The organism is Pseudoxanthomonas sp. P4_B2, assembly GCF_056402315.1.
On the sequence record NZ_JBFUHQ010000009.1, the window covers coordinates 58,768 to 78,141 of the forward strand.

At 63.8% G+C, this 19,374-nt stretch carries 19 protein-coding genes and 1 tRNA gene; 14 read left to right on the forward strand and 6 right to left on the reverse strand.

Annotation, left to right across the window (positions count from 1 at the left end):
* Positions 1–3: 3 nt before the first annotated feature.
* Positions 4–1,257: a glutamate-5-semialdehyde dehydrogenase gene (locus AC1DTQ_RS17795; RefSeq protein WP_477851314.1), complete on the forward strand. Its 1,254-nt coding sequence runs from the start codon at positions 4–6 to the stop codon at positions 1,255–1,257.
* A 42-nt stretch (positions 1,258–1,299) separates the two neighbouring features.
* On the opposite strand, the gene AC1DTQ_RS17800 is transcribed toward AC1DTQ_RS17795, so the two are convergent.
* Positions 1,300–1,376: transfer RNA gene (locus AC1DTQ_RS17800), tRNA-Pro, on the reverse strand.
* Positions 1,377–1,515: 139 nt separating this feature from the next.
* Between AC1DTQ_RS17800 and hisS the strand changes: the two genes are divergently transcribed.
* Together hisS and AC1DTQ_RS17810 are read left to right on the forward strand one after the other, a co-directional pair.
* On the forward strand, positions 1,516–2,898 hold the full coding sequence (gene hisS, locus AC1DTQ_RS17805; RefSeq protein WP_477851315.1) for a histidine--tRNA ligase: 1,383 nt from the start codon (positions 1,516–1,518) through the stop codon (positions 2,896–2,898).
* Positions 2,898–4,796 (forward strand): HAL/PAL/TAL family ammonia-lyase, encoded by a 1,899-nt coding sequence (locus AC1DTQ_RS17810; protein WP_477851316.1) that lies wholly within the window; start codon positions 2,898–2,900, stop codon positions 4,794–4,796. Before hisS ends, AC1DTQ_RS17810 begins: the two co-directional genes overlap by 1 nt.
* Before the next feature lie 17 nt (positions 4,797–4,813).
* On the opposite strand, the gene AC1DTQ_RS17815 is transcribed toward AC1DTQ_RS17810, so the two are convergent.
* Complete coding sequence (locus AC1DTQ_RS17815; protein WP_477851317.1) at positions 4,814–5,233, reverse strand: LIC_13387 family protein; 420 nt, start codon at positions 5,231–5,233, stop codon at positions 4,814–4,816.
* A 31-nt stretch (positions 5,234–5,264) separates the two neighbouring features.
* Positions 5,265–7,043, reverse strand: coding sequence for a sensor domain-containing diguanylate cyclase (locus AC1DTQ_RS17820; protein WP_477851318.1), 1,779 nt, complete (start codon positions 7,041–7,043; stop codon positions 5,265–5,267).
* A gap of 266 nt (positions 7,044–7,309) precedes the next feature.
* Here AC1DTQ_RS17820 and AC1DTQ_RS17825 point away from each other — a divergent pair, with 266 nt between their 5' ends.
* From AC1DTQ_RS17825 to AC1DTQ_RS17875, 11 genes are all read left to right on the forward strand, one after another.
* Entirely contained in the window at positions 7,310–7,633 is a 324-nt protein-coding gene (locus tag AC1DTQ_RS17825; protein WP_477851319.1) for a YerC/YecD family TrpR-related protein, read from the forward strand.
* 29 nt (positions 7,634–7,662) lie between these two features.
* Entirely contained in the window at positions 7,663–8,577 is a 915-nt protein-coding gene (hisG, locus tag AC1DTQ_RS17830; protein WP_477851320.1) for an ATP phosphoribosyltransferase, read from the forward strand.
* Positions 8,574–9,884, forward strand: coding sequence for a histidinol dehydrogenase (gene hisD, locus AC1DTQ_RS17835; RefSeq protein WP_477851321.1), 1,311 nt, complete (start codon positions 8,574–8,576; stop codon positions 9,882–9,884). Before hisG ends, hisD begins: the two co-directional genes overlap by 4 nt.
* Positions 9,881–10,963 carry a histidinol-phosphate transaminase gene (gene hisC / locus AC1DTQ_RS17840; RefSeq protein WP_477851322.1) on the forward strand — a complete coding sequence of 361 codons (1,083 nt, stop codon included), beginning with the start codon at positions 9,881–9,883 and terminating at the stop codon, positions 10,961–10,963. The genes hisD and hisC overlap by 4 nt, the downstream gene beginning before the upstream one ends.
* Positions 10,960–12,033, forward strand: coding sequence for a bifunctional histidinol-phosphatase/imidazoleglycerol-phosphate dehydratase HisB (gene hisB, locus AC1DTQ_RS17845; RefSeq protein WP_477851324.1), 1,074 nt, complete (start codon positions 10,960–10,962; stop codon positions 12,031–12,033). Before hisC ends, hisB begins: the two co-directional genes overlap by 4 nt.
* Entirely contained in the window at positions 12,033–12,632 is a 600-nt protein-coding gene (gene hisH, locus AC1DTQ_RS17850; protein ID WP_477851325.1) for an imidazole glycerol phosphate synthase subunit HisH, read from the forward strand. Before hisB ends, hisH begins: the two co-directional genes overlap by 1 nt.
* Positions 12,629–13,366, forward strand: coding sequence for a 1-(5-phosphoribosyl)-5-[(5-phosphoribosylamino)methylideneamino]imidazole-4-carboxamide isomerase (gene hisA / locus AC1DTQ_RS17855; RefSeq protein WP_477851326.1), 738 nt, complete (start codon positions 12,629–12,631; stop codon positions 13,364–13,366). The genes hisH and hisA overlap by 4 nt, the downstream gene beginning before the upstream one ends.
* The gene (hisF, locus tag AC1DTQ_RS17860; RefSeq protein WP_477851327.1) at positions 13,360–14,136 is read left to right on the forward strand and encodes an imidazole glycerol phosphate synthase subunit HisF; all 777 of its coding nucleotides are present in this window, start codon (positions 13,360–13,362) and stop codon (positions 14,134–14,136) included. Before hisA ends, hisF begins: the two co-directional genes overlap by 7 nt.
* A complete protein-coding gene (hisIE, locus tag AC1DTQ_RS17865) occupies positions 14,126–14,728 on the forward strand; it encodes a bifunctional phosphoribosyl-AMP cyclohydrolase/phosphoribosyl-ATP diphosphatase HisIE (protein WP_477851329.1) in 603 nt (200 codons plus the stop codon). The genes hisF and hisIE overlap by 11 nt, the downstream gene beginning before the upstream one ends.
* 93 nt (positions 14,729–14,821) lie before the next feature.
* A complete protein-coding gene (locus AC1DTQ_RS17870; protein ID WP_477851330.1) occupies positions 14,822–16,408 on the forward strand; it encodes a calcineurin-like phosphoesterase C-terminal domain-containing protein in 1,587 nt (528 codons plus the stop codon).
* 3 nt (positions 16,409–16,411) lie between these two features.
* On the forward strand, positions 16,412–16,987 hold the full coding sequence (locus AC1DTQ_RS17875) for a YdeI/OmpD-associated family protein (protein ID WP_477851331.1): 576 nt from the start codon (positions 16,412–16,414) through the stop codon (positions 16,985–16,987).
* 132 nt (positions 16,988–17,119) lie between these two features.
* On the opposite strand, the gene yddG is transcribed toward AC1DTQ_RS17875, so the two are convergent.
* Genes yddG through AC1DTQ_RS17890 form a run of 3 tightly spaced genes read right to left on the reverse strand, consistent with a single transcriptional unit; the run spans position 17,120 to position 19,264 of the window.
* Complete coding sequence (gene yddG, locus AC1DTQ_RS17880) at positions 17,120–17,995, reverse strand: aromatic amino acid exporter YddG (protein WP_477851332.1); 876 nt, start codon at positions 17,993–17,995, stop codon at positions 17,120–17,122.
* A 10-nt stretch (positions 17,996–18,005) separates the two neighbouring features.
* Positions 18,006–18,710: an acireductone synthase gene (mtnC, locus tag AC1DTQ_RS17885; RefSeq protein WP_477851466.1), complete on the reverse strand. Its 705-nt coding sequence runs from the start codon at positions 18,708–18,710 to the stop codon at positions 18,006–18,008.
* Positions 18,707–19,264: a 1,2-dihydroxy-3-keto-5-methylthiopentene dioxygenase gene (locus tag AC1DTQ_RS17890; RefSeq protein WP_477851334.1), complete on the reverse strand. Its 558-nt coding sequence runs from the start codon at positions 19,262–19,264 to the stop codon at positions 18,707–18,709. Before AC1DTQ_RS17890 ends, mtnC begins: the two co-directional genes overlap by 4 nt.
* Positions 19,265–19,374: the final 110 nt, after the last annotated feature.

Below are 19,374 nucleotides of genomic sequence, written 5' to 3' on the forward strand. Positions count from 1 at the left end.
GCAATGACCGACATCAAGCATCAAGCCATAGAGTGCCGCGCAGCCGCACAGCGTATCGCGCAGCTCGCCACGGCCGAGAAGAACGATCTTCTGCGTGCGATGGCGACCGCGTTGGAAGCCGACGAGGCCTCGATCCTCGAAGCCAATGCCGCCGATCTCGCCGCAGCTCGCGAGAAAGGCCTCAGCGGGGCCATGCTCGACCGCTTGAAGCTGGATTCCCGAGCTCTGGTCGCCGTTGCCGATGCGCTGCGCGAAGTCGCCGATCTGCCCGATCCTGTCGGCCTGGTTACACGCCGTGATGTGCGCCCCAACGGCATCAGCGTCGAACGCGTGCGCGTGCCGCTGGGCGTGATCGCGATGATTTACGAGGCACGGCCCAACGTCACTGCCGATGCCGCCGCGCTGTGCCTGAAGGCCGGCAACGGCGTGATCCTGCGTGGCGGTTCCGAGGCTATCCGCTCCAATACCGCTATCGCCGCATCGCTGAAACGCACGCTGCGCCAAGCCGGATTGCCGGATGCGGCGCTGACCCTCGTCACCGATCTGCGCCGCGAGGCCATGCTGGAGCTATTGCAGCTCACCGATATCGTCGATCTTGCCATCCCGCGCGGCGGCGAAGGCCTGATCCGTTTCGTCGCCGAGCACGCCCGCGTACCGGTGATCAAGCACTACAAGGGCGTCTGCCATTTTTTCGTGGATGCCAGCGTGGACCTGGAACTAGCCTTGCGTCTGCTGATCGACGGAAAAGTCTCCAGACCAAGCGCCTGCAACTCGCTGGAAACGTTGCTGGTGCATGAAGATATCGCCGGCGATTTCCTTCCTGGCGCCGCATCAGCACTGGCGAAATATGGCGTGGAGATGCGGGGCGACGCGCGCAGCAGCGCGTTGATGGCGGGAGCCAAGCCGGTCACCGAGGACGACTACGCCGCCGAGTTCCTCGACCTGGTGATCGCCGTGCGGGTCGTGGACAGCCTGGACGATGCCATTGCCCATATCCGCCAATATGGTTCGGACCATACCGAGGTCATCGCCACGCGGGATGAGAGCAATGCGGAGCGCTTCGTGCACTCGTTGCGTTCAGCGGTGGTGATGGTGAACGCGTCCTCGCGTTTTTCCGATGGCGGCGAACTGGGATTGGGCGCGGAGATCGGCATTTCCACCACCCGCCTGCATGCGTACGGTCCGATGGGCTTGGAAGCGCTGACGGTGGAGCGTTTCGTGGTGCGCGGCAACGGGCAGACCCGGAATCTGCCCTGAGGGGCAACAAAAAACCGGCGCGGGGCCGGTTTCTGGTCTTCTTGGTCGGGGAGACAGGATTCGAACCTGCGACCTCTACGTCCCGAACGTAGCGCTCTACCAGACTGAGCTACACCCCGATGAAGCCGCATATTGTATTCAGTCGCCCCCCATCCGAGCAAGTAGCGCGCGCCTTACCGCCTGCGTCGGCCGTTCAGCCGCTAAAATGATGGCTTGCCTCAATCTGCCGCCCTGCGGCCGCAATCCAGGAGTTTTCGCTTGATCAAGCCGCGCACGCCGCCAGGGGTCATGGAGCTGTTGCCCCGCGACCAGATCGCCTTCCAGCGCATGCTGGACACGATCCGCCGCAATTACGAGCGGTTCGGGTTCCTGCCGGTGGAGACGCCGGTGTTCGAGCTGTCCGAGGTGCTGCTGACCAAGTCGGGCGGGGAAACCGAGCGTCAGGTTTATTTCGCCCAGTCCACGGGCGCTCTGGAAAAGGCCGGTGAAGGTCTGCCGGAGCTGGCCTTACGCTTCGACCTGACCGTGCCGCTGGCGCGCTACGTGGCCGAACACGAGCATGAGCTGGCCTTCCCATTCCGCCGCTACCAGATCCAGCGCGTCTACCGCGGCGAGCGCGCCCAACGTGGCCGTTTCCGCGAGTTCTACCAGTGCGACATCGATGTGGTGGGCAAAGACGCGCTGAGCATCCGCTTCGATGCCGAGATCCTGGCGGTGATCCATGCGGTGTTCTCCGAACTGGGCATCGGCGATTTCACCGTGCAGCTCAACAATCGCAAGCTGATGCGCGGTTTCTTCGAGGGCCTGGGAATCGCCGACGGCAGCCGGCAGATGGATGTGCTGCGCGAAGTGGACAAGCTCGACAAGCGCGGCGCCGATGCCGTGCGTGAGACGCTGATCGGCGAGGGCTTCGGACTCTCGGCAGAGACGGTGAAGAAGATCCTCGATTTCGTGGCGGTGCGTTCCACCAGCCACGCGGATGCGCTGGCGCGTCTGGACGCATTGGGGCAGGGCAGCGATACCTTCAATCAGGGCCTGGCCGAGCTGCGCGAGGTGTTGGAACTGGTGCATGCGCTTGGAGTGCCGGAAAGCGACTACTGCCTGAATCTGTCCATCGCGCGTGGCCTGGATTACTACACGGGCACTGTCTACGAAACCCAGTTGGACGGCTATCCGCAGATCGGCTCCATCTGTTCGGGCGGGCGCTACGACGACCTTGCCAGCCACTACAGCAAATCGAAGTTGCCTGGGGTGGGTATTTCCATCGGGCTCACGCGCCTGTTCTGGCAGTTGCGCGAAGCTGGCCTGGTGGCGGGCGTCGACGAAAGCTCGGTGCAGGCGATGGTGGCGTTGATGGAAGAGAACCAACTTACCGAATCGCTGGATATCGCGCGGCGCCTGCGCTCAGGCGGCATCAACACGGAGGTTCAGATGGAACCGAAGAAGCTCGGCAAGCAGTTCCAGTACGCCTCGCGGGCGGGCATCCGTTTTGTGGTGCTTGCTGGCGAGGATGAGCTCGCGCGCGGCGTGGTCACGGTGAAGGACCTGGCGCGCGAACAGCAATTCGAAACGACTCGCGACCAGCTCGCTTCCACTCTGCGTGTCGAGCTCGAGCAGACTCGCGCACTGGCGGGTCGCTAATGAAACCGATCCGTCTGGATGGCCAGTCGCTGACCCGCGATCAGTTGGTCGAGATCGCCTACGGCGCCAGCATCGGCCTGGACCCGCAAGCGCTGAAAGCGGTGGCGCGCGCCGCCGATTTCCTCGCCGAACAAGTGCGCCGCGAGGAACCTATTTACGGCGTCTCCACCGGCTTCGGCAGCAACGCCGACAAGTTGCTGGGTGCGCATCCGTTGCGCGACGAGCTGCCCGGTGCGGTGAAGTCCGGCCGCTCGCTGCATGAAGAACTGCAGCACAATCTGATCATCACCCATGCCGTGTGCGTGGGCGAGCCGATGGCGCCGGAAGTGGTGCGCGCCATGCTCGGCATCCGCATCAACACGCTGCTGCGCGGCCATTCCGGCATCCGCGTGCAGACCCTGGAAGCGCTGGCAGCGATGTTCAATGCCGGCATCGTGCCGGTGGTGCCGGAACTGGGGTCGGTGGGCGCGTCCGGCGATCTGGCGCCGCTCTCGCATCTGGCGCTGGTGCTGCTCGGCGGCGGCGAAGCGTTCCTCGAAGGCGAACGCATGCCCGGCGCACAGGCACTGCAGCACGCAGGTCTGACCCCCGTGAAGCTTTCCTACAAGGAAGGCCTGGCCTTGAACAACGGCACCGCGCAGATGCTGGCGATGGGCGTGCTGGCGGTGCATAAGCTCGACGCGTTGCTGGACACCGCCGATCTGGCCGCAGCGATGACGCTGGACGCCTTTGCCGGCCGCCTGGGCGCTTTCGCCGAAGAGGTACATGCCCTGCGTCCGCATCCCGGTCAGGTGCATGTGGCGGCGCAGCTGCGCCGGTTGCTGTCCGGCTCGACGCTGGCCGATATTCCGTATCACCTGGTGCCGAAGTTCAGGCAGTGGCTGCCGCACAGCTGGGATACGGAGGCTTCGCGCGAACTGCGTTTCGACATCGGCTGGGACTGGGTGCCCAGCGACCAGCGCCACGGGCGCGAAAAATTCTACGAACGCTTCCGCCCCTTCCGCGGCGGCAAGAAGCATCAGCCGCAGGACAGCTATTCGTTACGTTGCATCCCGCAGGTGCATGGCGCGGTGCGCGACGCGGTGGCGCAGGCCAAGCGCGTGCTGGAAATCGAGCTGAACGCGGTCACCGACAATCCGTTGGTGTTCCCGGACAAGGTGGACGCCGCTCACGTGGAAGAACAAGTCATCTCCGCCGGCCACTTCCACGGCATGCCGCTGGCGCTGGCGATGAGCTACGTGAAGGCCTCGATTCCGGTGCTGGCGTCGATCAGCGAGCGAAGACTCAACAAGCTGGTCGATCCGGCCACCAACGACGGCTTGCCGGCCTTCCTGATCGGCAACGAAGATGGCACCGAGTCGGGCCATATGATCGTGCAGTACACCGCCGCGGCCATCGTCAACGACCTGGTCAGCCGCGCACATCCGGCGTCTGTGTTCTCCATTCCCACCAGCGCCAACGCGGAAGACCACGTCTCGATGGGCGCCAATGAGGCGCGTCAAGTCCTGGCGATGACTCGCGACTTGACCAAGGTGTTGGCGTTGGAGATCTACACCGCAGCGCAGGCGCTGGACCTGCGCCGCGACATGATCAATGCCGCGCGAGAGCTGGCGGGTCGCACGGATGCCGCGGCCTTTGCGGTGAAGGTGCAAGGCGGGCCGGTCGGCGGCGCTGACGGAGCAGGGATCTTTCGCGAGGAAGTGGAAGGCTTGCGTGCAGAGCTTGCGAAGTCCGGGGAATTTCACCCAGGCGATGCCGTTTCCGCTGCGCATGCGGCTTTGCGTGGCGAGATTTCGTTCCTGGAGCGCGACCGCGCGATGGATGGCGAGGTCGCTGCGGCCGTGCGCCTGGTCGAATCGGGCAAACTGCTGGATGCCGCGCGCATCGCGCTGTCCTGAGCGATAGCGCCGCGCAGTCAGACTCGCGCCAGCACCAGCGCGGCCGCATAGAATGCGGTCGCGATCAGAATGCAGCGGTAGGGAACGGTGAACCAGTAGCGCTTGCCGAGGATGGCATAACCCGCGAGCATCGCCAGCCCCGCCAATTGCAGGAATGGCGATTCGAATAGCAACTCGCCGCGGACCAGCGCCAGGTACCCGTAGATCAGGCCGAAGGAAATCGCGCCCTGGCTATGGCTCGCGTTGAAACCTATCCAGCTTTTCCACATAGTGGTTTGGCGGGTCAGCACGGGATGCACTTCCTTCATCCGGACTTCCAGCGACGCGTCCCTCGGCCGCAGCTTGGGGCCACGGAAGGTGTATAGCAGGTGCAGCGCACCCAGCGTCAGGATGATCAGCGCGCTGAGCGCGATCAGCCAGGACGCCAGCGAAATCATGCGCGTATGAATCTCTGTGCAGAGTTCCTAATCACAACGTGCGTACGCAGTCGCGGCCTTCGGCCTTGGCCGCATACAGCGCCTGGTCGGCGACTTGCAGGGCCGATTCGATGCTGTCCTTGGCCGCAATGTCGACCGAATGCACGCCGATGCTGGCCGACACCCCGATCACCAGATCGCCGCTCACGCAAGGCCGGTCGTGCAGGCTTTGGCGCAACTCCTCGGCGACGGCGCTGGCCCGGCTGAGGTCCATGCCGGGCAGGGCGGCGATGAACTCCTCGCCGCCGAAACGGGCCAATAAGGCGTTATAGGGCGCCAGTATCTCGGCCATGGTGTTGGAGGTGCAGCGCAAGCAGTCGTCGCCGACCAGATGGCCGTAGGTGTCGTTGATCTTCTTGAAATGGTCCAGATCGATCATCAGCAACGAGATAGGCCGGCAGCTGTTCCTGGCTTCCGACAGTAGATGTTCGAAAGCCTCGCGGAAATGCGTGCGGTTGTACAGTTCGGTGAGACCGTCATGGCGGCTGGACTCGCTCAGTTGATGGTGCGCATCTTCCAGTTGGACCAGCGCGTTGCGCAGCTCCGAGGTACGCACTTCGACCTTCTGCTCCAGCTGGTCGCGCGCTTCGCGCACGATGCGTTCGTTCTCGTTGCGCAAGGCGGCATAACGGTAGCCCAGAGCGACGGACAGCAGCAGCATTTCCAGCGCCGAACCTATCTGCACGCCGTATTCGGTGATGAAGTTCTTCGGCAGCAGATCGAAGGCGATCGCCGAGAACATGCCGGTGCCCAGCAGGAACAGGAACCACGCCAGCAGGAATAGTTTGGCCGGCTTGTAGCCGCGGCGCAGCACGACCACGGTTTCGATCAGGATCCAGCAGATGCTGGGGAACACCGCCGCCGAGGCCAACGGCGTCACCTTGCTGTAGGGAAGCACGGTCGCCGCTATGCCCAGCAGCACGAAGAACGCGATGATGCCCAGCGCCACGCGGTCGCCGAAACGCCATCGTTGTTTCAATTCCAGGAAGTTGCGCGCGAACTGCTGCATGCCGATTAGCGCCAGGCAGATCGACAGCGGCACCATGTGGTCGGCTAGCCACGCCGACCTGGGCCACAGGTATTCGAAGCCGAGACCGTTGAGGGTGAACAGCACCAGGCCGAAGGCGGTGATATGGAACAGGTACCAGAAATAGCTGGCGTCGCGCAGGGTCAGCCACAGCACGAGGTTGTAGGTGAACAACGCCAGCAGGATGCCGTAATACAGGCCGATCGCCAGCTGCGCGTCGCGCGACTGTTCGATGAAAGCGTCTGAGGCATACAGCGTCAACGGTACCTGCATCGAGCTTTCGCTTTGCACGCGGATCAGCAGGTCCACTGTCTGCCCTGGCGGAAGATTCAACCAGAAGTTCGGCTGCCGGTAGCGGATGTTGCGCTGATTGAAGGGCAGGTGGTCCCCTCCGGCGCTGTGGACCAGGCGGCCATCGCTGTATCTGGCGTAGACGTCGATGCGGTCGCTCAGTGCGTACTCTTGCACCAGCAACCATTTGCTCTCGGGATTGCCCTGGTTATGGACCGCGGCATGGAACCAATAGGCGCCGTCCTGGAAACCGAACGAGGCGTTGTCGCCCGGCAGCGGCTTGAACGCGCCTTGTTGCAGATGCCGGCTGGCGGCGGCGAGGTCGTCGCTGCCTTTTTCGTCATGATAGAAACTGGTGTGCGGCGCCAGCGACAGTTGCGACGAAGCGGCGGTGATTTCCAGCGCGGCACGCGCGAACGCATCCGGGACCGCCAAGGCCAGCAATAGCAACAAGATCCGAATCGATCGGCTCCGCCAACACAGCATCCTGCCCACTCCCCATGCGCGTTTCCGCGTGATGGCCCTCCATGAGGGCCGATCCGGAAGTCTACTCCCGCCGGAATGCGCCACTCGTGGATTCCCTCTCAGTTTCCGTTTCACCACTTCAACGCAATAAGCCCGGTAGCGGGGACAAAGGCCGCGGAATTCGCCGGGTTGACCAACCGTATGACGATGGGTTAATGTAATAGCACATTAATACATTAATACGACCCATATCCATGAAACGCCGCCCTGCCGTCAACGAACAAGCCGCCTCGGCCGCGCTGCAGGCCTTGTCCCGCGCCCTGGCCGGCTTGGCCAAGGCAGAGGAGGTAAGGGCCTTCCTGCAGGACCTGTGCACGCCGGCCGAGCTCGAGGCCATGGCCGACCGCTGGCGCGTGGTGCCCCTGCTGCTGAAGGGGGTGCCTTATCGCGAAATCCACGACCTGACCGAAATCAGCGTCACCACCATCGGACGGGTGGCCCGCACGCTGGAAAGCGGCACTGGCGGCTACGCCTCCGCCCTGCGGCGCCAGCAATCCCGTTCCTCCACCGCTTCCTAGTGATTCAACCTTAATTGAGCCAGTCTTCCATGAGCCCCATAGTCGCCAGCGCGACGCGCGATCGCTTGCGCATCGCCATCCAGAAAAGCGGACGTCTCGCCGAGCCGGCGCGTGCGCTGCTGTCTGCGTGTGGCCTGAGCTGGCGGGAAAGCCGCGACAAACTTTTCTGCTACGGCGAATCGCTGCCGGTGGACCTGCTGCTGGTTCGCGACGACGACATTCCGGGTCTGATCGCCGACGGGGTTTGCGATTTCGGCGTAGTCGGGCGCAATGAATTGAACGAGCAGGCGGCGGCACGGGCGCGGTTCGGCCTGTCCGACGCCTACCGGGAAATGCACGCCCTGGGTTTCGGCGGCTGCCGCCTGATGCTCGCGATTCCCGAAACCTGGGACTGGCAAGGTCCCGCGCAGCTGGAGGGTATGCGCATCGCCACCAGCTATCCCGCGATCCTGGGCGACTGGCTGGAGAAACAGGGCGTGCGCGCCAGTGTGGTCGAACTGTCCGGTTCGGTGGAGATCGCGCCCAAATTGGGCACGGCCGATCTGATCTGCGATCTGGTTTCCAGTGGCGCCACCTTGCTGGCCAATCAACTCAAGCCGGTCGAGACCTTGCTGGAAAGCGAGGCGGTATTGGCGGGACCGGCACGCGAACTGGAAGACCAGCGCGCCGATCTCGCCGCGATGCTGCTGCGCCGGATGGAGGGCGTGCTCAAGCTCAAGGACAGCAAGCTGCTGATGTTCCGCGCGGACCGCGATACCGTGCCGGCCCTGCTGCGACTGCTGCCCGATGCGGATCCCCCGACTTACTTGGCCGCTGAAACCGGCGGCCCGCTCTCGCTGCAGACCATGTGCCACGGCTTGGTGACGTGGCAGCGGCTGGAGGAGCTGGAACGCGCCGGCGCGCAGGGCTTGATGGTCTTGTCGGTGGAAAGGTCGCTGGCATGAGCAGGCTCGTCGTAAACAGGATCGACTGGTCGTCGCTGGATCAAGCCGCCCGGCGCCAGGCCTTGCTGCGGCCCGTGCAACAGGTCGCCGAAGATACGCGAGTAGCGGTTGCCGTCTTACTGGCCGAGGTGAGGGAGCGTGGCGACGCAGCCCTGCGCGAAATCACGGCGCGCTTCGACAAAGTGGCGCTGGAAAATTTCGAAGTCAGCGAATCTGAATTCGCGACCGCCGAACGGGAAATCGCCGAAGAGCTCAAAAGCGCAATGCGGGAGGCTGCGCAACGCATCGAAATCTTCCATCGCGCGGGCATGACCCAGCCGTACGCAGTCGAGACCGCCCCGGGTGTGGTGTGCGAGCGTGTGGTACGGCCGATCAGGCGCGTCGGGCTGTACGTTCCCGCAGGCAGCGCGCCGTTGCCCTCAACCGCATTGATGCTTGGAATCCCGGCTCGACTGGCTGGCTGCAAGGAAGTAGTGCTGTGTACGCCGCCCCGCCAGGACGGCAGCGCCGATCCTGCGGTGCTGGTCGCCGCGCGTCTCACCGGAGTCACCCGCGTACTGAAACTGGGTGGCGCGCAGGCCGTTGCGGCCTTGGCGTTCGGCACTGAATCCATCGGCAAATGCGACAAGATTTTCGGGCCAGGCAACAGTTACGTGACCGAAGCCAAGCAACAAGTCGCGCGCGGCGGCATCGTCGCCATCGACATGCCCGCCGGCCCGTCGGAAGTACTGGTGATCGCAGATGCGGGCGCCAATCCCGCCTTCGTGGCGGCCGATCTGCTGTCGCAGGCCGAACACGGACCGGATTCGCAGGTCTTGTTGCTCTCCGACGACGATCGGCTGTTGGCCGCTGTCGAGAAAGAGATCGAATCGCAACTCGCGGCGCTGCCACGTGCTGGGATCGCCCGGCAGGCACTCGCCGGATCGCGGCTGATCAAGGTCGAAGCGCTAGAACAGGCGTTCGCGATCAGCAACGACTACGCGCCCGAACACTTGATCCTGGCACTGCGCGAACCGCGCGCTTGGCTGGACAAGGTGGAAGCGGCGGGCTCTGTGTTCCTCGGCGACTTCACTCCCGAAGCGTTGGGCGACTACTGCAGCGGCACCAACCATGTATTGCCCACCAATGGCGCAGCCGCGGCGTACAGCGGGGTCAGCGTGGCGAGTTTCCAGAACCTGGTCAGTGTGCAGTCCGCAAGCCGTGTCGGCATCGCAGCTATAGGCGCATGCGCGGTCACGCTGGCGCGCGCCGAAAGCCTCGATGCGCACGCCAACGCTGTCGTTTTGCGCATGGAGGTGGCGGCGTGAGCGCGTTGCTTGAATTGGTACGCGAAGATCTGCGCGGTTTCGGAGGCTACAAGTCCGCCAGAACCGAAGCGCTCAAGGGCGATGTGTGGTTGAACGCCAACGAATCGGCCTGGGCCAACCCTGCCGATAGCAGCGCCAGCAGCCGCCGCTACCCGGATCCGCAACCGGCCGCCTTGCGCAGCGCGCTCGCCGAACTGTACGCGTGCGAAGAATCGCAGTTGCTGATCGGGCGGGGCAGCGATGAGGCGATAGATCTCCTGGTCCGCGCACTATGCAATCCGAGCCAGGATGCCATCGTCGTCACACCGCCGGTATTCGGCATGTATTCGGTCTGCGCGCGCCTGCAGAACGCGCCGGTCATCGAAGTGCCTCTTCGCGACAGCCCCGACGGCTTCAATGCCGAGTTGGAGGCCATCGGCGATGCCACACTCAAGGCAAGGGCGAAACTCGTCTTCCTGTGTTCGCCCTCCAATCCCGCAGGTTCGGCCATTCCACTGGACGGGATCGAGTCGCTTGCAAGACGCCTGCAGGGGACGGCCTTGGTGGTGGTCGACGAGGCTTATGGGGAATTTTCGGATCTGCCGTCCGCCACCGCGCTGCAGGCACGCCAGCCCAACATCGCGGTCTTGCGTACCCTTTCCAAGGCACATGCGCTGGCGGCAGCACGCATCGGTGTAGTCATCGCCGACCGCGAATTGATCGACGTGCTGCGCCGCTGCCAGGCGCCATATCCGGTTCCCACGCCCTGCGCCGAACTTGCGCTCGCTGGCCTGTCGCCGCAGGCGCTAGCCGAAACCCGTAGACGCGTGGTTGTGGTGAAGTCCGAACGCAGCCGCTTGCAGGCTGCGCTCGCTGACTTGCCGGAAGTGCTACGGGTCTATCCCTCACAAGGGAACTATCTACTGGTTCGTTTCCAAGACGCGGAATCCGCCTTCCGCGCGCTGTTGTCCGCCGGGGTGGTGGTTCGCGACCAGCGGGCAGCGCCGCAGCTGGGCGACGCGCTGCGCATCACCATCGGCTCGCCGGAGCAGAACGATCGCGTGATTTCCGCTCTGCGCCTGCAGGAGGCCGCCGCATGACTCCGATCCTGTTCATCGATCGCGACGGAACCCTGATCGAGGAGCCTGCCGATTTCCAGATCGACGCCTATGAGAAAATCCGTTTCGTGAAGGACGTGGTGCCTGCACTGCTGAGGCTGCGCGATGCCGGATACCAGTTCGTGATCGTCACCAATCAGGACGGACTCGGGACCGACGCCTATCCGCAGGCCTCCTTCGACGGCCCCAACAATCTGATGCTGCAGATCTTCGAGAGCCAGGGCATCGTGTTCCGCGAGGTGCTGATCGATCGCAGTTGGCCGCAAGAGAACAAGCCCACGCGCAAGCCGGGCATCGGCCTCATGCTGCCTTACTTGCAGGATCGCAGCGTCGATTGGGCGCGTTCGGCGATGGTCGGCGACCGGGAAACCGACGTCGCCTTCGCCGCGAACCTGCGGATCCGCGGATTCCAGCTCAAAACCGCGCAATTCGGCGGCGAGTGGGACTGGATGGGCATCGCCCACGATTTGGCCGACACGCCGCGTCGCTCTCTCGTGCAGCGGAACACGAAAGAGACGCGGATCAGGGTGGACGTGGACCTGGATCGTATTTCCGAACCGGCCATAACTACCGGTTTGCCTTTCTTCGATCACATGCTGGAGCAGATCGGAAAGCATGGCGGCTTCGCCTTGAGCATACGCACCGAGGGCGATCTGCATATCGATGAGCACCACACGGTGGAGGACACCGGCTTGGCGCTGGGACAGGCGCTGAAAGAGGCCCTGGGCGACAAGCGCGGGATCGGCCGCTATGGCTTCACTTTGCCGATGGATGAGACGCTGGCCACTGCCGCGCTGGATTTCAGCGGCCGGCCGTACTTCGTGTTCTCCGGCGAATTCAAACGCGAGCGCGTCGGCGACCTGCCTACCGAACTCGTTCCGCATTTCTTCCGCTCTGTCTGCGATGCCTCCGGCCTTAATCTCAACCTGCAGGTGCAGGGGGAAAACGACCACCACAAAGTCGAGGCCTGTTTCAAGTCCTTCGCTCGCGCGCTGCGCCAGGCGATCAAGCGCGAAGGTCTGGAACTGCCCAGCACCAAGGGCGCGCTTTGATGCGGGTGGCGCTAGTCGATGCGGGCGGTGCGAATATCGGTTCGGTGCTCTTCGCGCTGCAGCGTCTTGGCGCGGAAGCGACATTGACTGGCGATGCCCGAATCATCCGCGATGCCGATCGCGTGATCCTGCCCGGCGTCAGCACGGCGGCGATGGTGATGGGGCGGCTGCGCGAACTCGATCTGGTGGAGACCCTGCGCAATCTCGAGCAGCCGCTGCTGGGCGTCTGCGTGGGCATGCAGCTGTTGTACGAACGCTCGGAAGAAGGCGATGTGGAATGCCTTGGCTTGGTTCCTGGGAAAGTCGCGAAACTGCCGGCGAGCAGCGCGATCCGTATCCCGCACATGGGCTGGAACACTCTGCAGCCCCTGCGCGCCAGCTCGCTCAGCGAGGGAGTCGAAGCGGGCGACCGCGCTTATTTCGTGCACAGCTACGCGGCGCCTGTGACCGCGGACTGCGTGCTTTCCAGCGACCATGGTGTTCCTTTCGCGGCAGTGGTGCAGCGCGGCCGCGTGTCCGGCGCGCAATTCCATCCGGAGCGGTCGGCCAAGGTGGGCGCACGGCTGCTGCAGAATTTCCTTGAGCGGGGTCTGGCATGAGCGGATTCACTGTCTATCCGGCCATCGACGTTCGCGAAGGGCGCGTGGTGCGGCTGGCGCAGGGCGATTACGAGCGGGAAACCACCTACGGGCACGATCCGCTCGACACCGCAAGCCGCTATGCGGCGCAGGGCGCGAAGTGGTTGCACCTGGTCGACCTGGATGCGGCAAAAGCAGGCGGCTATACGCTGGCACCGCTTTTGCGAGAGATCTGCGCCTTCACCGGCTTGAAGGTGCAGACCGGCGGCGGCGTGCGTTCGCGCGACGATGTAATTCGTATGCTCGCGGCGGGAGCATCGCGCGTGGTGGTGGGTTCGCTGGCGGTCCAGCAACCGGATCAGGTGCTGGAATGGGTCGCAGAATTCGGCGTCGAGCGGATTACCGTGGCGCTGGACGCGCGCCAGGACGAACAGGACGTGTGGCGGCTGCCGGTTCACGGCTGGACCGAAACCGCTTCGGCCACGTTGGATATGCTGGCGGTGCGCTACGCCAGCGGTGGTCTGAAGCACCTGTTGAGCACGGACATCGCCCGCGACGGCATGCTGTCGGGGCCCAACGCCATGCTCTATGCGCACCTCCAGGCGATCGCGCCCGCGCTGCAAGTGCAGGCCTCAGGCGGCGTTCGCGAAATCGCCGATGTGGTGGCGGCCAAGCAACAGGGTTGCGCGGGCATCGTGCTGGGACGCGCCTTGCTGGAAGGAAAACTCGACCTGGCCGAGGCGCTGGCATGCTGAGCCGCCGGATCATTCCCTGCTTGGACGTGCGCGACGGACGCGTGGTCAAGGGCGTGCGCTTCCGCGATCACGTGGATATGGGCGATATCGCCGAACTGGCGCTGCGTTATCGCGATGAAGGCGCAGACGAACTGGTCTTCTACGATATCGGCGCCAGCCCGGAGGGGCGTTCGGTGGATCACGCCTGGGTCAGTCGCGTCTCCGCATTGCTGGATATCCCGTTCTGCGTCGCAGGCGGTATCCGCGATGTGGAAACCGCACGCGCCGTGCTTTACGCAGGCGCGGACAAGATATCGATTAACAGCCCCGCCTTGGAACGGCCTGCCTTGATATCCGAACTCGCCGATGCGTTCGGCGTGCAGTGCATCGTCGTCGGTGTCGACTCGGTCCGCGAAGCGGACGGTCAATGGCGGGTGCGCAGCAATACCGGCGATCCGTCGAAAACGCGGGCGCTGCCAATCCGCACCTTGGACTGGGTGGTCGAAGCGCAACGGCTGGGCGCTGGCGAGATCGTGCTGAACTGCATGGATAGCGACGGGGTACGGCGGGGCTACGATGTCGGGCAGCTCGAGGCGGCGCGAGCGCTTTGCGCGGTGCCGCTGGTGGCTTCCGGAGGGGCGGGTACACCCGAGCACTTCGAGCAGGTCTTCCAGCAGGCCGATGTCGATGGCGCGCTGGCGGCCAGCGTTTTCCACAGTGGCGAGATCGCAATCCCGGAACTCAAGCGCTACCTGCGCTCACGGCAAATCGAGGTGCGTGATGTCGGATGACCTGCAAGCGCTGGATTGGGCCAAGGGCGATGGTCTGCTGCCCGCAATCGTGCAGGATGCCGGCAACCTGCGCGTGCTGATGCTGGGTTACATGAATGCCGAGGCGCTGGCGGCCACGCGGAGCAGCGGCCATGTCACCTTCTACAGCCGCAGCAAGCAGCGGCTGTGGAAGAAGGGCGAAACCTCCGGCCACGTGCTGGAGCTCGTTTCTATTCAGGCCGATTGCGACAACGACACGCTGCTGGTGCTTGCGCGTCCTCAGGGACCCACCTGCCACCTGCAGCGCGACAGTTGCTTCGCCGGTGCTCCTTCTTCGTTCATCGACGACCTCGATGCCTTGGTCGCACAGCGCGAGCGCGAACGTCCTGCAGGAAGTTACACCACCAAGCTGTTCGACGAAGGCATACGCCGTATCGCGCAGAAGGTGGGAGAGGAGGGAGTGGAAACTGCGCTCGCCGCCGTCATCCAGGACGATGCGGCTGTACTGGGCGAATCGGCGGATCTGGTATTCCACCTGCTGGTGTTGTTACGCGCCAGGGGCCTGTCGCTGCGGGATGTGTCGTCCTTGTTACAGGATCGGCATAAACCCTAGAAGGCCGGGTTCTGGTCGGAGCGATGCAAGCCGCACTCCGAATGCGGCGAACGTACGCGATAATCCCGGTCGATCTTCTGTTCGGAGTCGCCGATGCATCGCCTGCTCGCCGTGTTGGTCCTTTTCTCGCTTGGCAGTCCCGCCTGGGGCAGGTCTGCTCCCTGCAGCCAGGGGAAAGTATGGGAAGACGGCAATCGCAACGGCCTCATCGACGCGGGCGAAAAGCCGCTTGCCGGCATCAAGGTTTCCGACGGGGTGGGACTGGCGCTGACCGACGACGCTGGCGTGTATCGGTTGTCATCGGTTGAGAGTCGTACGCTGTTCGTGATCAAACCCGCTGGCTACGACCTAGCGGAACGTAAGGACGGCCTGCCGGATTTCTGGAGCAACCTTCGCACCGAGAACGGGCCCGCTCTGAAATATGGCGGCATGCCCGGGGCTACTCCCGCGTGCAAGAATTTCGGCTTGCTACCCAGGTCCGCATCCGTGGCCGGCAAGGCACCGCTCGAAGTGCTCGTGTTCTCCGATACCCAGACCAAGAGCCCGGCCGATGTCGATTACTACAAGCGCGATATCATCGAGCCGTTGGTCGGGAAGGAGCGCGCTCGTTTGGGATTGACGTTGGGCGACGTGGTCCACGACGACTTGTCGCTATATCCGCGATTGAACCAGGTAACGCGCATGCTGGAGACGCCGTGGCTGCATATCGCGGGCAACCACGATCTGGATTTCGACGCCCAGCGCGATGAAGATTCGCTGCTCACTTTCCGCAATACCTATGGACCCGATACGTTCGCATGGGAGGAGTCGGAGGCGGTGTTCCTCGGCTTGGACGATGTGATCTATCTGCCAGGGCAGAAACCTTCCTACATAGGCGGTCTGCGCGAGGAACAGTTCGTTTTCCTGCAGGCCTATCTGCCCACCGTTCCCAAGAATCGCCTGCTGGTGATCGGCGTGCACATCCCATTCTTCGATGCCAGGCCTGACGCGGAAACCTTCCGCCATGCCGACCGCGCGCGGCTGTTCGCATTGCTCAAGGACTTCCCGCATGTGCTGCTGCTCAGCGGTCACAGCCACACCCAGCAGCACGTGTATCACGGCACGGCCAGCGACTGGCACGGCAGCGTGCCGCTGCACGAATACAACGTCGGCGCAGTCTGCGGCGCGTTCTGGTCGGGCGTGAAGGATGCGCAAGGCATCCCGGACGCCACCATGGCCGATGGCACTCCGAACGGTTACGCCAGCCTGCAGGTGCGCGCCGGCGGCGCTTACTCGCTGGCCTGGCATCCCGCCCGCGATCCTGGCCGTGCGCTATCCCTGCATGCACCCAAAGTGCTGAGAAAGGGCGCCTATCCCGCGTTCGCAGTTTATGCCAACGTGTTCATGGGCCAGGAAGACACGAAGGTGGAATACCGCGTCGATGGAACATCATGGAAGCCGATGTCCCCCGTTCGCCAAGCCGACCCGAACCTGCTGGCGGAAAACGCCCGCGACGACGGCGCCGATGCGCTGCGCGGCTATGATCGCTCCCCCGAAGCCGAGCCTTCGAAGCATCTGTGGCGCGGCGCCTTGCCTACCGACCTGAGCGTGGGCGAACATCGGATCGAAGTACGCGTGCGCGATCAAGGGCGCGAACAGACGGCCACCACTGCGTATCGATTGCAGAAAGCTGCGGAGTAAGCCATGCCCGTACCCGACGACTTGCCTATCCAGCATTTCAAGGACCAGAAAGCCTGGGAGAAATGGCTGATCGCGAACGCAGGCGGGAAAGGTATCTGGCTGCAGATCGCTAAGAAGGATTCGGGCATCGCCTCGGTGGACTACGCCCAAGCCCTGGAGATGGCGCTATGCCACGGTTGGATCGATGGGCAGAAGCGAGGGTACGACGAGCAGTTTTTTCTACAGCGTTTCACTCCGCGCCGGCCGCGCAGCCTATGGTCAAAGATCAACATCGGCCATGTCGAACGGTTGATCGCCGCAGGCCGCATGCAGCCTGGCGGCCTGCGCGAGGTCGAAGCAGCGAAGGCCGATGGCCGTTGGGAAGCCGCCTACCGCAGCTTCTCCGATATGGAAGTGCCCGCCGAACTGGCCGCCGCATTGAAGAAGAACAAGAAGGCCAAGGCGTTCTTCGATCAACTCGACAAGACCAACCGCTACGCCTTCTGCTGGCGCGTGCATACGGCGAAGAAAGCAGAGACGCGTGTGGCACGCGCGGAGAAATTCGTGGAAATGCTGGCTAGGGGCGAAAAAATTCACTGAGCAAGCATTGCCTTGTAGAGCCGAGCTTGCTCGGCTGCTCTCCGTGCGGAATCAGAGGCAGCCGAGCAAGCTCGGCTCTACAAGGTTGCATGTCCGGCGCATAGTCTGGCGGGATAATTCGGACCAGATTGATCAAGGCTGTCCGGATACCGGCCTGCGCAGACTCAGCCAGGCGCCCAGCATCAGGAGCGCTATGGCGACCGCCTGCGACCAATGCGGCTTGGCGCGCCCGGCCAACACCAGCAGCAACGTGGAAAGCAACGGCGCCAGATAGGAAAGGCTGCCCAGCACCGCGATGTCGCCATGCTTGGTGCCGTGATCCCAGGGCAGGAAGGCCGCGCCGACCGGGCCGACGCCCATCAGCGCGAGCACCAGCCACTGTGTGAAACGGGGCATGACGGTCTGCTCGAATCCGAGATGGGCCAGCAGTCCGAACAACGCCACCATGACGCAAGCCACGATGATCGCTTCGCTCGGCACCTGCGCGTGGCGGCGGTTGAGCACCGAATAGGCGGCCCAGATCACCGCCGCACCCAGCGCAGCGAGATAGCCGGGCAGATAAAGGGGCTGTATTTCGATGCCGCTCCCACGGGTGACCAGCACGACGGCGGCGAGCAGGCCCAGCAGCGTTCCCGCGATCTGCAGGCCGCGTATACGCACGCCAGGCAATAGCGCGGCGAACAGCACTATCAGCAGCGGCCACAGGTAGTTGAGCAGGTTGGCTTCCACCGCCGGCGCGCGTTTCAGTGCGATGAAGTAGAGCGCGTGGTAACCGAAGAGCGCCGCAGTGGTGAGGCCCAGCGCGGACCACGGTTGGCGCAGTTGCCGCCAGCCGTCGCGACCGCGAAGCGTGGTGCGTACAAAGCCGAAAACGGCGGCGAAGCCGAAACCGAGCGTCAGCACCTCGAACGGCGGCAGTCCGTCGGTCGCAGTGGTCAGCAGCGCCAGGGACGACCACAGGACGATAGCGAGCAAACCGCTCAGCGTCGCCGCTCTCACGGAGTGCATCGGAGCCAACTCAGGCGGGGAGCAGAATATCGGCGAAGCTGGCGACGCGCGGATGGTCGTGCGCGGCGGCACCGTCGCGCGGTTGCGGATAGTCCTCGCGCCGGTCCACCAACACGGTCTGCATGCCGGCGATGCGTGCGGCGTCCAGCTCTTCCACCACATCGGAAAGGAACAGGATCTCAGAGGCATCGAGACCGATGCGCCCGGCGATCGCTTCGTAGCTGCCGGCCTCGCGTTTGCCGCCCACTTCGGTATCGAACCAGCCAGAGAACAGCGGAGTCAGATCGCCCGTGTCGCTATGGCCGAAGAACAGTTTCTGCGCCGGCACCGAGCCGGACGAATACACGTACAGCGGCAGTCCCGAGTCATGCCACTGGTGCAGCGCGGGCGCGACATCGGCATAGATGGGGGCGGTGAATTCGGCATCGCGGTAGCCCGCTTCCCAGATCATGCCCTGCAAAGCCTTGAGCGCGGTGTGCTTGCGATCCTGGTCGATCCAGCCCTGCAGCGTTTCCACGATCACCTCGTCGCTGCAGATACTGCCGTGCTCGATCGCCACTGCGTCCAGCCAGCGCCGTACTTCTTCTTCCTTGCCGTGCCTGGCGACGAAGCCGGGCAGAGCGTTGCGCGCGTAGGGGAACAACACGTCCTTGATGAAGGAGATGCTGCTGGTAGTGCCCTCGATATCGGTGAGGATGGTGCGCGGTGCGTTCAGGAGGGTTTACCGGGTTCGTAACGGGGGAATTTCTTGGCGATCTCTTCGCCGGTGAAATGGCCTACCCAGCCGTCCGGCTCGGTAAAGAAGCGGATGGCGATGAAGCTGGGCTGTTCGCCCATGTCGAACCAGTGCAGCGTGCTGTCGGGTACCGCGATCAGATCGTCCTGCACGCATTCCACTTCGTAGACCTTGCCGTCCACATGCAAGGTGAATAGGCCGGAGCCGGCGACGAAGAATCGCACTTCGTCTTCCTTGTGGTAGTGCTCGTCCAGGAACTTGGCGCGCATGGCCTCGCGCTGCGGATGGTCCGGGGCGATGCTGACCACGTCCACACTCTTGAACCCGCGCTCGGCCACCAGCCGGTCGATATCGGTCTTGTACGCCGCCATCACTTCCTCCGGGCTCGCGCCGGGCGGGAGCGGATGCGCCGCCTTCCAGCGCTCGAAAGTCACGCCGATCTTATGCAGTTCGGTAGCGATGAAGTCGGGGTCGAAGCTGGCGAATTCCGGCGTAGTCGGATTGTTCTCGTCGAAGATGCGCAGACGGCTCATGGCGGGGGCTCGAGTGTCGTGGGTTGGCAAAGGGTAGCAAATCAGCTCTTCCTTCTCCCCTTGTGGGAGAAGGTGCCCGAAGGGCGGATGAGGGGTGGGCGGAGTAGGGA